Raw genomic sequence first — 12,240 nt, forward strand, 5'->3', positions numbered from 1 at the left:
AAATATTAACTTGGAAGCATGTAAATATGCTTGGTATATATGATTTTAGTAGGCTTAGTATTTCTAACGATCAAACTATAAATGCCAAGGAAATATTGGAATATAATGCAGCATAGAGAAAGAAGCGGAGTTTTAGTGCCAAATATTTAATAGGAGCCTATATAAAGCTAACAATTAAGTTGTCCATACATTGCTGATATTTTATATGTATGTAACACAATAAATATAGCGACTGTAATGTTTTATTTAGCATGCGTATTCTAGATGGAGAATAATGCTCAATTAAGCTTGCATAATAGCATATACAGTTGTTTGATATTTTTAGTGATGGTAAGAATTCTTTACAAAAGCTATAAATAGTTTTAATAGATTTAGTTACTCGTATAGCACTGCTGATAAATTGTAATTGAAAGCCTTTTTGATCAGATTTAATTTCTGATAAATCTGTAATAGTTTCTGTATTTATAAGTTTGTTAATTTGTCTGTCTATAGCATCAGGAATCAAGGCAATAACATTCTGCAACCTCAAGTTTTCAATAGATATACACCCAGTAAATAAATCTTGTAAGTTTCTATAAGTTGGTAAAATTATTTTTTGATTTTCAAAATAAATTATAAGCTCTCTTAGAGCATCTTTAGGGTTAGCATGGCTTCTTAAAAGATTTAAGAGATGGTTTTCAACTTTACTTTTATCACTATCTTTCCAACTTGTAAATCCTAATAATTCTGTAATATCTTTTATCTGCTTGATTCTAGAATCATATCCAAGCTTACCTTTGAATTTAAGATTAATCTCGCCAAGAATATTTTTGGTAATGAATTTAAAATCATCAGAATATTCATTGAAGATGATATTATCAAAAAATAACCCACTTGCTTTAAAATAGCCAAGTTGGAATACAAGGGTAGCTCTTGTTTTATTTATGGAAGCTTTAGTATTAACAAACTTTCTTTCAGATTCATCAAGATCAAAAAACACTTCTCGATCTAATTTGGTAAATTTATGGATTGTGTAAAGATCGTTTATTTCCTGTGGAGTCAGCAGGTTAATTCTATGACTATTTTTTGTCATAAGCTTGTACGGAAAAACCCTCGTTTAAACTTACAAATCATTTTGGAGCAAAATCAAACATAAAAACAGTCATTTTTGTAAGAAAATGCTATTTACTTTATCAAAATAAATATTAATGATAATTGAACAATATGATGAAATATGGCTACGCTAGGGTTAGTACTAAAGACCAATCCTTAGATATGCAGATAGATAGCCTTAAAGAATCAGGTTGTCAAAAAATATTTTCCGAAATTGCTAAAGGAGCTAAAGCTGATAGACCTGAGTGGCTCAAACTACTTGATGAAATTTCTGAAGGTGATACATTGGTTGTTTGGAAATTTGATCGTATGGGAAGATCTTTGCATCATCTTATAAAAGTAGTTAATGATTTGCTAAACAAAAATGTTGGCATTATAAGTTTGAACGATCCTATTGATACTACAACTATACAGGGCAAATTAATGTTTAATATTTTTGCCTCACTAGCTGAATTTGAAAAAGATTTAATTAGAGAAAGAACAATGGCTGGCTTAAAATCTGCAAGAGCTAGAGGGAAAATGGGCGGTAGACCTAAGAGCTTATCAGATGAGGCAAAGAAAAAAGCCTGCATAGCTGAAGCTCTTTATAATCAAAAAGAATTAACAACTCAAGAAATAGCTGCACAATTAAGTATTTCTAGAACTACTTTATATGAGTATCTCAAATTTAGAAATGTAGCTATTGGTTAAAATTTATAAAAATTGAATGACCTTGTAAATAATTTTAATTGATCTATCAATTTTTGTTATACAGGTATTTTTTATATATACTGTAATGGTGTGAAGTTAGTATTTATGACTAATTTTATCGAACTTTCATTTTTAGATAGGCCTTCAATATTATCTTTCTCTGATTTATACACTCTTTAACACTGATATAAAATATTTAATTTTGGTCTCATAGTGTTATGAAAATAAGGATAATAATTATGAATAATTCATTGTTTGGGGTCATTTCAACTTCAAGAAAAGAATCAGAAAAAAGATTACCTATTCATCCAGAATATTTACTCAAGATACCTGGGGATATTAGAAATAATCTTGTATTTGAAACAGGCTATGGAGAATCATTTGGAGTTTCTGATGAGAAAATTACTAGCTTAACAGCTGGTGTTGCACCACGTTTAGAGATCCTCAAAAATATAGGAAATGTAATATTAGCTAAACCATTATTAGAAGATTTAACTGAGATCAAAGAAGGTGGAACTATTTGGGGCTGGTCGCATTGTGTTCAACAGAAAGATATAGTTCAAATAGCTATTGATAAAAAATTAACAATCATATCCTTTGAAGCAATGTTTTCCTTTAATAAGGATCAAAATATAAATGAACATGTGTTTTATCAAAATAATGAGCTTGCTGGTTACTGTTCTGTTTTGCATGCACTTCAACTAAAAGGGATTGATGGTAAATATGGTGATCAAAAGAAAATATTAATAATAGGATTTGGATCAGTAAGCCATGGAGCTATACATGCTTTACAAGGTAGAGGTTATAAAGATATAACTATATGTACACGTCGAAGTATTGGTACATTAGCTAATGTTATTAAAGGTTGTAAATATGTTACAGTTCCAAAGGATATAATAAGTAGTAAAAAGTTTGCTGATCTAATTAATAAATCAGATATTATTGTCAACGGAATATTGCAGGATCCTAATAATCCAATAATGTTTATAAAAGAAAAAAATTTGTCAAAAATGAAAAAAGGTACTTTAGTTATAGATGTTAGCTGCGATAAAGAAATGGGATTTACTTTTTCTTGTCCTACTACATTTAAAGCCCCTATGTTTAAAGTTGGTAATATAGACTATTATGGAGTAGACCATACTCCAACTTATCTTTGGGAAACTGCTACTAGAGTCATTTCTAATGCTTTGATAAATTACTTACCTACTTTAATTTTAAATAAAAACGATAAAAGTTCTAAAAAGAAAACTTTAAAAAATGCTACAGATATTAAAAATGGCACTATACAGAATAAAGAAATCATTTCTTTTCAAAATAGACAAAAAAAATATCCTTATAAATCACTTTGAGCTAAACAGAGCAAATTATAAAGGATAGGACACAATTTAGATTAATAGATTAACCTATCTTCTAATCTTGTTTCTAAATGTAATACTCTAAGAAAAGGACTCTTATGAAAAAAAGATTAAAAACAGCAATTATTTATTGCGAAGCAAATTTTGGCGAACTTGATGGCAAAACAGCTAATGGATTAATTAGGCATTCTGAAAAATATAATATTGTAGCTGTTATTGATAGTACTAAAGCAAATTTAGATTCTGGTATGGTACTTGATAATATCCCAAATGGTATTCCTATCTATCATAGTTACATATCTGCATTAAAAAATCTAAAGAGTAAACCAGATTATTTTATTTTAGGTCTGGCACCAGCTACAGGAGCTCTATCTAATAAAGAGCATAAAATAGTACTAGAAATGATTCAATTGGGTATAAATATTGTTAATGGTTTACATGTTTTTTTAAATGAAGATCCAGAATTATCGCTTGCAGCTAGTAAGTATAATGTAAAAATCTTAGATGTAAGAAAACCTCCAGATAAAAAAGATTTAAGAATATACACTGGGAATATATCTAAAGTAACTTGTCCTGTAATAGCTATTTTAGGAACTGATTGTGCTATTGGAAAACGCACAACGACAAATATACTTGTTAAACTATTTAACTCTTCTGGATTTAAAGCCGTTATGGTTGGGACAGGGCAAACCAGTTTGATTCAAGGGGCTAAGTATGGAGTAGCTATAGATGCTATACCTTCACAATTTTGTATTGGAGAGTTAGAGGCAAATGTTGTTTCAGCGTTTGAAGAAGAGCGGCCTGATATTATTTTTGTAGAAGGACAAAGTTCTTTAAGTCATCCTGCTTTTTCTAGTAGCTCGTTTATTCTAAGAGGCTGTTGTCCAGATGCAGTTATTTTACAGCATGCTCCAAAAAGAAAATATCGTTGTGATTTTGAAAATTTATTAATGCCAGAAATTGATGATGAAATTAACCTTATTCAAACTTTCTCACAAACTAAAGTAATAGGTATTACAATTAATCATGAAAATATGAATAAAACTCAAGTTGGTGAAGTAATAAAAGAATATAGTAAAAAATACAAACTTCCAATTGTGGATGCCTTAATGTCACCTTCAAATTTATTGTTTGATATGGTGTCTCAAAATGTCTTTATTTAAAAAACAAATAAGTACTTTAGTGGAAACTCCTCGATTAGTAATTAATCTTCATAAAATAGAGCATAATACTAAAGTTTTAGTAGATCGTTTAAATCATTTAAATATATCTGTAATAGGTGTAACTAAAGTTATTCAATCATCTCAAATAATGACTGATATTTTAATAAAAGCGGGAGTTATAGGCTTAGGAGATTCTCATATTGGAAATATAGAATTAGTGAATAAAGAAAAAAATCTAATACAAACATATCTTATTCGTTCACCAATGCTTAGTCAAATTAAACGTGTAGTTCTATCAAAAACTATAAGTTTTAATAGTGAAATTACTATAATAAAAGCTCTATCCAAAATAGCAAATAAATTAAATTTAATTCATGAAGTTGTTTTAATGATTGAATTAGGAGATCTTCGAGAAGGTATTTTACCGGAAAATATTTTAAAAGTTGTAAAGAAGGTTTTAACTCTACCTAACATACATATTAAAGGAATAGGAACTAATTTAATGTGTCTCAATGGTAGTACTCCTGATAATATGAAAATGAACCAATTGTCATCCATAGCTAACTCTATTGAAAAATCATATAACATAAAATTAGATATTATAAGTGGTGGTAATTCAGCAAATCTAAGCTGGGCCCTTAATAGTAAAAACAATATTGGTAGAATTAATAATCTTCGCCTAGGAGAGGCTATTTTTCTTGGAATAGATCCGTTAGATAACACTCCGATTAAAGGGCTATATCAAGATGCAATATATCTTGTTGCTGAAGTTATAGAGTCAAAACTAAAAACTAACTTAAAAGGTAATCATGTTTATCAGTCTATTTTAGCTTTTGGGAATCAAGATATAGTCTCTAATGGAATAAAGTGTTTATCTGAGTATAATATTATAGGAGCAACGAGTGATCATTTAGTAATAAATTCCGCTAATAAACTGATTCCTGTTGGTACAGAACTTCATTTTGTTATTGACTATAATTCTCTTCTTAGAGCAATGATATCTCCATTGGTAAATAAATTTTTTATACCAGATGATTTATCATATGGGAGTAGTCAAAATACATGCGCAAACTAGTAGTATATGTTTTTAATAGCTTTTAATCTCATATATAGCCTTGGAGTAGAATTATTTCATGAATGAAGGTTATATTATATGTATAGTTTAAATAAGTATATTTTCTGAATTAAATAGAGTACAATGATCCAAAGTTATATACATATTGTAACTTTATTTAACAATTGCGACCAAATACTGTCATACGTTTATTTCTCAATATTCAATCTCATTATAAAATCGTTAAGTTTCTTAAAAAAATGCTACATAACTTAAATACACAAAACAATAAACTAAAAGGAATAATTTAATGAGACAGGGAACAGTTAAAATGTTTAATGCAGAAAGAGGTTTTGGATTCATCGTACCACAAGATGGTGGTAATGACATATTTTTCCATAAAAATGAAGTTGATTATAAAGAGCAGAATTCTTTAAAACAGGGAGACAATGTAACTTTTGAAAATGGAGAGAATAGAGGTAAACCTTGTGCCATAAAAGTTAAGATGAATTAGTCTAGATGTAGTTTTTAACAAAGAAATTAAATTTTGTTTATAAGGTCTAAATTTATACAACTAGCTAAATTATGAATTTCTAATTATCTCAAAAACCAAAAAAATGGAGGGCTGTGCAAATAACCCCTTACATGAAATAGGCTTAAATAATGTTTCTTTTTTTGACTTATAACTATAACTTAGATTACTTAAAGTTATGCTAATTTTATCAGAATGTAGAGTAAAACCGTTTTTGTTCTCATGAGGTTTACGATGCTTATTGAATTGATCCTGCAATGGTAATACCATACCTTTAGCTATTATTATTTCACGTAAAGATGTAGCTATTAATTCAAACGGGCGATTAAGCTGAACTAATACCATACTAACCATAACTAATCTACTAACTCCTCCATCTCTAGTAAAAAATAGAATCATAAATATAGAAAAATATTGTATGAAAAGAAGTAATGATTGTAATACTCCATAACTTAAACGAACTTTATAAAATTTTTTCCAATTCTTTTTAGATTTATTTGACCTTCGGCCGGGATCCTGGTAAAAAAGGGTCATGTTTGTTTTCTACTTTGAATATTAAACTCTAGTGGTATTGATGTTTTTGACTTTGATAACTCAAAAACACCGTAACGATTTATATTTTCCCTAAAAAATGGAGATAAAATTGATAAGCTGTCATTATTATATTCAATCCCTTCATTAGCTAATTGATTAAGCACTTTGGTTTGATTTGCTACGGTATGAAACATAACTTGTGTGATTCATAGAGATAGTTTCAATAATAAATGTTAAAATCAGCTTGTTATGGAAGCTGAAATCAAGGCCCGATTAATTTGGGTTAAGCTATATGAAGAAACTACAAATGCAGGCTATGTTTGTCGACGTTGTGGTATATCAAGACCAACTTTAAGAAAGTGGGTTAGTAGATATAAAGACCTTGGTGAAGCTGGTTTAAATAATCAAAGTAAACGCCCGATAAATTCTCCAAATAAAAAAGTAGATGAAAGTATTAAAATTGAAATACTTGCTTTGAGAAAGCGTAATTTAGGTGCTAGAAGAATACAAAGTCAACTACTTAGACAAAATAACTTTTCTTTATCATTAGCCACTATTCATAAGATTTTGAAATCTGAAAATATGCCAGATATTCGAAAGCTTAAAAGAAAGAAGAAATTTAAAAAATATAGCAGACCAATACCTGGAGATAGAGTACAAGTTGATACATGTAAAATAGCTCCTGGAATATACCAATATACGGCTGTAGATGATTGTTCTAGATGGAGGGTGCTAAAAATTTATACAAGAGCCACAGCTAAAAATACTTTAGATTTTATTGACATTATGTGTGAAGAATTCCCATTTGCTATTCAGAGAATTCAAACCGATAGGGGTCGAGAGTTTTTTGCCTTTGAAGTGCAAAAGAAATTGATGTTATATGGTATTAAATTTAGGCCAAATAAGCCGGGTTGTCCTCACTTAAATGGTAAAGTAGAAAGATCTCAAAAAACTGATCTAGAAGAGTTTTACGCATTAGCTGATCTATCAGACTTTGATGCTCTACAGGATTCTTTATCTGAATGGCAAATGTTTTATAACTGGCATAGACCTCATGGGTCTCTTAAAGGATTATCTCCTACTGATATAGTTAATAATCTCAAAGATAAAATTCTTTTATGGGATGAAGTTAATGACTTGTATGACCCTAAAAAAGAACATATACAAGAGCCTGTTTATGCTGTTGAACTGGCTATGAGAAAGTTGAAACCATCTCTGTGAATCTCACAACTTATATATCTGCTTCTATGGATTTTCCAGTATATGGTATACGACATATATTACCACAAGAAGCAATCAATAAATTTCAGTTAGAGATTAACTTAAATATGTACTGTATATAAAAAGTTATCTAGCATCAATTTACATAAACCACATCACAACCATACTATATAAAAGACAAAGAAAGTCTAAACCGCCACATTTTGTTCATTCGCTCCCTATGGTCCTAGATGAAATTATTGAATATAAAGATAAATTCTAAAATTAATAATCAAATTAGTCAAAGTTTGCAACAGTGCCGAAATATTTGACTGACTGAGAATAACTGCCAAGATGTATATGATAGTAAAATTAAAGATTTTCCATTTTAAAAATGTGGCCCCTCAGCGCACGTAGGTTAGCCAATGTCCGTAATAGAATTTGGTTTTTATGACAAATTTAAAAAAGCATGGGGTAGATCACTCTCCGACTTTATCTAAAGCCAAATATAATACTACTAGTATTTTTGATATAAAAGCACCGGGCATAGATAGTAATACTTTAATTAAGGTATTACTTATCATAATTGATAATATAAAATGCCAGCTTTTGTTATAAAAGCAAAGAGGGTATACAATTGCACTAACTATTATTTCAAGAAAAGTAGATATTAATAAGGTTCTGATAATATATGGGTAACGTTTAAGTTTATATCTTATATATCCAAAAATATAGATATTTAAAAATGAAGATCCCAAAAAAATAAAGGCTCCAATAATAGTTAGTATAACGGATTTATCATATATATATGCATATTTTTTATATTCATAAGATTGAGATAGTAAAAAGTCATTAATTAAAGAAAAAAATATAAATATTATAAATACTATAAGTATCAGCAAATATGATATTCTTCTGCCATAAACCTCCGTAATAGAATCTATGAGGGGATAATTTAAAGAGAAATATATAGCAGCTACTGAAACAATAAAAGTATTCAAAATATGGATCGTAGCTCCAATATCAATAGTTGGCAAAAAAATAATAAAAGTCAAAATAGGCATAATAAAAACAATTACGTATACATTAGGTGTTTTATTGATCATAAATGGTTACATGTTCGTAGTATCTCTAACCTTATTGTATCTAAATTCTCCATGGATTTTAAGATATGCTCATAGCAAGAAAATAAATAATCTGGTTTTGGAAGTACTTTACCTTTATGTGAAATATTACAATCAATATCATATGTAAAATATGGTATATTTAATGAATTACAATCTATAATTTCATACTTATGAAAAGATTTAATTAACTGATGCTCTCCGTATAATGAATCTAATAAATACTTATATCGTATAGAATTGTTTATCGCAAGCTTTTTATTTATTAAATAATTTTCAATCACTCTGAAATAGTATCTAGTTGGCCTAACTATTAATCTAAATGTCATGTTATTCTTAAAATCATTAAATAGCTGGAGTATTTGATCCTTATTTTGAATAAAAGAAACGTAACATTTGTCTATACCATCTTTAAAGTGTTTATTAGAAATTTTAATATTATCAATAGGAGATTTAAAGCTTATATCACTAGATGTAATTTTTGCTTTATTGGGTAATAAAGACGTACAATGTAAATCATATTTGTATGTGTTCTCTATTATAGGCAGACACATAGTCTCAACGTCACATATAATAGGTTTACTATCCTTTATTATAACGTTTTCACTATGAATATCTACAAATCTAAAAGTATAGGCTAAAAACAATAAAGCTCCATAGTGATATGAGAAATCACAGATATCTTTAATATTTTCATTGCTTATGTAGTCAGCTTTATGGTATTTCTCTGAGTATCCTATTATGGGATATTTAATAAAATTAAAATATTTCTCGTTTAATAATGAATATATTCTATTTAGAAAGATATGATTATATCCATTTGTAGGTTTATATATGAAATCAGCATCACAAGTCCTTATATGTAATGTTGCCTTAAAATCATGAGAGTCACCAAGTATATTAATGAGCGAAATATTGCTAAATTCACCTAATACCTCATTACTATAATAATAACTAAATTTTTTATTATATTTTTCTAGAAGTTCACTATTTCTCCAATCATTATTTATGGCTAATGTATACAATCTATTTTTCAATAGAGCTTCTAATAATTCTTTTCTCATAAATTTATAATTACCTGTTTCACTACACCAATTAAACTATACCCATTACTAGCTTGCATTTTTAATGTTTCAAACTTAGGATTTACAGCTATTAAATAAAACCCTGATTCACTAATTATATATTGTCTTATCATAGGAGTAGCATATTCTTTTACTTTAATTAGAATATAATCACCATCAATCGGGGTTGCTATAGTATCGACAATAGCTATAGATCCATCGATAAACCTAGGAGACATTGAATTACCATAAACTTTAATACATAGAATATTATCTTTATCGCTAATATTTTTAGGGAGATTTATATGGATATAGTCTACTGTAGGATTATCTATATTATTAATTGCAAATAATGGATAAGCTACTGTATCTTGGAAATCTAATAATGGATCTTTGTAATCTAGCATTTGTCCTTTTCCACTCTCTAACCATTCTCTACGAACTCCTAGTTTTTTTGATATTCTTCCATATCCTTTTTTTGTTGGTTTACTATCTCCATGAAAATATTTAATTGTTCCTCTTTCAGAAATCCCTAATATTCGAGCAAGCTCACCTATTCGACCTTTATTATAAGGGGCAATCTTCGCATAGTCACAAGCTTCATTTAGGCGTATTATAAAGCTATCTGATTTTTTCTTGCTCATACTTAGTTATGAAGTTAAAACACAATCAGTATTTATAGTATATAATCTATCTATTTTTATATCAAATATTTAGGCACTGTTGCAACATACCCTCTTTAACCTATCTATATAATTTTCAGCTGTTTGACTAGAAAAGTCATAACTAAATAATTCGGGACGATAAATTAACCCTATAGAATAATTATTTTTATCTTCAAAAAGAATAATACCGATATCTAGTTCTGAAGTTAGCTTTGTATGGGATAACATGCTAATATCTTTACGATAAGATTCATCTCTGCTTACATCACTATAAGGCTGCGGGAAGTTGACAAAAGTTTGAGTCAATGGATAACCATTATATTTAATTTGCAATTCTTTCTCTATCCCAATACTATCTAAAAGTAGTCCATATGGTACTGAGTTACTAATTCCTTCATGTATTGAATCAGACACTCTTAACAAAGATGTTTTAATACATTTATTCTCTTGTCCCAATTGTAATGGAAAATCTATTAATATAGGAATACTGTTAGTAAAAGGTCCATGAATATGTTTTAATTCGTCCTCATCACGGTTTCTATAGTAACAAGTAACTGATATTTTTTGTTTCCCACTAGTTTGTTGTAGATAGTCAGACCATACAGAAAAAAATATACTGTAAGGAGAAATACCCAAGCCTTTAGAGTAATTACGCAAATTCCATGTTGTTAACTCATCAAGCTCAATTCTAATAATATTAGCAGGTCCATATAATAAAGGACGTTGATTCAATTCAACTCCAAGTAAGTGGCGGCATGGTAAATATTTATATTTACTCTTCCAATAATTAATTTGTTCTGAGTATTTGCCTTCTTTTATGGATCTCTGCTCTCTTGATGCATAATCAAAATAATTAAGAGATTGTTTATCAGGAGAAGTGAATTCATCTCTTAATAAGCTATCATAATTATTAAACAAAACCTTAAGAAATATGCCACATGAGTAACCATCAGAAATAATACGAGAAAAGCAAAGTGTTAAATAATATTTATTTTCAGATAATGGATATATGCATGCTTTCCATAAAACATCTTTATCTAAATTAAATATCTCAAGTGATAAGCTATTAAGCAAATCTATTAAGGTTTGTTTATTAGGATTCTTATTATAGAAGCTTCTATTAATAGAAATAGGTAATTTTAAGTTGTTAATATCTATTAAAGTACTTTGACTATTCCTAATAAATAGAGTTTTCATAAGAGGCAAAGCATCAACGGTCTCCTTAAAAGCTTTTATCATAATATTGATCTTGATATTTTTATTTATAATAAAACCATATGTGCCATTATATAAAGTTATATCATTATCTATACTTATTCTATTCATAATACTCTTCTGATTCTCAGTTAGAACTATTGTTTTATCATCTCGTGCTTTAAGTTTTAGTTCTTGATTTTTACCATTTGATGCCAAAGCTTTTATTAATTTAGCAGGTGTAGAATTACCAAAAATATCCTTAACAGTTATACTAAGTTCTAATATCTTTTTTATTGAAGAGATGACTTTAACAGCCAATAGAGAATCTCCACCTATCCTAAAGAAATCATCTGTAATACCAACTTTTTCTAATCCAAGTACTTCTGCAAATATACTACATAATTTCTCTTCAAGTTCCGTAGTAGGTGCTACATAACTATCTTCATTAACAAATTCAGGATCCGGTAATGACTTACGATCTAACTTACCATTTACTGTTAATGGCATTGATTCAATCTTAACTAATACACTAGGCATCATATACTCTGGTAATACTTTAGATAATTGATT

Annotated in this window: 13 protein-coding genes; 6 read left to right on the forward strand and 7 right to left on the reverse strand. The window is 28.5% G+C overall.

Translation table 11 applies throughout. The features are described 5' to 3' along the window. Positions 1 to 157 precede the first annotated feature (157 nt). On the reverse strand, positions 158 to 1,072 hold the full coding sequence (locus F3D62_RS12140) for a DUF4158 domain-containing protein (protein ID WP_150468509.1): 915 nt from the start codon (positions 1,070 to 1,072) through the stop codon (positions 158 to 160). 131 nt (positions 1,073 to 1,203) lie between these two features. Between F3D62_RS12140 and F3D62_RS12145 the strand changes: the two genes are divergently transcribed. The 5 genes from F3D62_RS12145 (at position 1,204) to F3D62_RS12165 (ending at position 5,868) form a co-directional block, all read left to right on the forward strand. Further along, a complete protein-coding gene (locus F3D62_RS12145; protein WP_224732697.1) occupies positions 1,204 to 1,782 on the forward strand; it encodes a recombinase family protein in 579 nt (192 codons plus the stop codon). Between the two features lie 239 nt (positions 1,783 to 2,021). Continuing rightward, positions 2,022 to 3,131 carry a N(5)-(carboxyethyl)ornithine synthase gene (locus F3D62_RS12150; RefSeq protein ID WP_150468510.1) on the forward strand — a complete coding sequence of 370 codons (1,110 nt, stop codon included), beginning with the start codon at positions 2,022 to 2,024 and terminating at the stop codon, positions 3,129 to 3,131. A gap of 104 nt (positions 3,132 to 3,235) precedes the next feature. Continuing rightward, positions 3,236 to 4,300, forward strand: coding sequence for a DUF1611 domain-containing protein (locus F3D62_RS12155; RefSeq protein WP_150468511.1), 1,065 nt, complete (start codon positions 3,236 to 3,238; stop codon positions 4,298 to 4,300). Then, a complete protein-coding gene (locus F3D62_RS12160) occupies positions 4,287 to 5,375 on the forward strand; it encodes an alanine racemase (protein WP_224732698.1) in 1,089 nt (362 codons plus the stop codon). Before F3D62_RS12155 ends, F3D62_RS12160 begins: the two co-directional genes overlap by 14 nt. Positions 5,376 to 5,664: 289 nt before the next feature. Further along, on the forward strand, positions 5,665 to 5,868 hold the full coding sequence (locus F3D62_RS12165; RefSeq protein ID WP_150468512.1) for a cold-shock protein: 204 nt from the start codon (positions 5,665 to 5,667) through the stop codon (positions 5,866 to 5,868). A 69-nt stretch (positions 5,869 to 5,937) separates the two neighbouring features. Here the strand turns inward: F3D62_RS12165 and F3D62_RS12170 are convergent, their stop codons facing one another. Together F3D62_RS12170 and F3D62_RS12175 are read right to left on the reverse strand one after the other, a co-directional pair. After that, positions 5,938 to 6,285 (reverse strand): hypothetical protein, encoded by a 348-nt coding sequence (locus F3D62_RS12170; protein WP_150468513.1) that lies wholly within the window; start codon positions 6,283 to 6,285, stop codon positions 5,938 to 5,940. A 131-nt stretch (positions 6,286 to 6,416) separates the two neighbouring features. Further along, complete coding sequence (locus tag F3D62_RS12175) at positions 6,417 to 6,614, reverse strand: hypothetical protein (RefSeq protein ID WP_150468514.1); 198 nt, start codon at positions 6,612 to 6,614, stop codon at positions 6,417 to 6,419. A gap of 55 nt (positions 6,615 to 6,669) precedes the next feature. Between F3D62_RS12175 and F3D62_RS12180 the strand changes: the two genes are divergently transcribed. Next, complete coding sequence (locus tag F3D62_RS12180) at positions 6,670 to 7,641, forward strand: IS481 family transposase (RefSeq protein ID WP_150468515.1); 972 nt, start codon at positions 6,670 to 6,672, stop codon at positions 7,639 to 7,641. Positions 7,642 to 8,099: 458 nt separating this feature from the next. On the opposite strand, the gene F3D62_RS12185 is transcribed toward F3D62_RS12180, so the two are convergent. The 4 genes from F3D62_RS12185 to F3D62_RS12200 all read right to left on the reverse strand — a co-directional run. After that, positions 8,100 to 8,726 (reverse strand): VUT family protein, encoded by a 627-nt coding sequence (locus F3D62_RS12185; RefSeq protein ID WP_150468516.1) that lies wholly within the window; start codon positions 8,724 to 8,726, stop codon positions 8,100 to 8,102. Then, positions 8,723 to 9,808 carry a DUF4135 domain-containing protein gene (locus tag F3D62_RS12190; protein WP_150468517.1) on the reverse strand — a complete coding sequence of 362 codons (1,086 nt, stop codon included), beginning with the start codon at positions 9,806 to 9,808 and terminating at the stop codon, positions 8,723 to 8,725. The genes F3D62_RS12185 and F3D62_RS12190 overlap by 4 nt, the downstream gene beginning before the upstream one ends. Further along, positions 9,805 to 10,452, reverse strand: coding sequence for a S24 family peptidase (locus F3D62_RS12195; protein WP_150468518.1), 648 nt, complete (start codon positions 10,450 to 10,452; stop codon positions 9,805 to 9,807). Before F3D62_RS12195 ends, F3D62_RS12190 begins: the two co-directional genes overlap by 4 nt. A 69-nt stretch (positions 10,453 to 10,521) precedes the next feature. Further along, positions 10,522 to 12,240 (reverse strand): condensation domain-containing protein (locus F3D62_RS12200; RefSeq protein WP_150468519.1); only part of this gene is annotated, 1,719 nt, incomplete at its 5' end.

The sequence above is a fragment of the Francisella sp. SYW-9 genome, assembly GCF_008711465.1.
GTDB lineage: Bacteria > Pseudomonadota > Gammaproteobacteria > Francisellales > Francisellaceae > Francisella.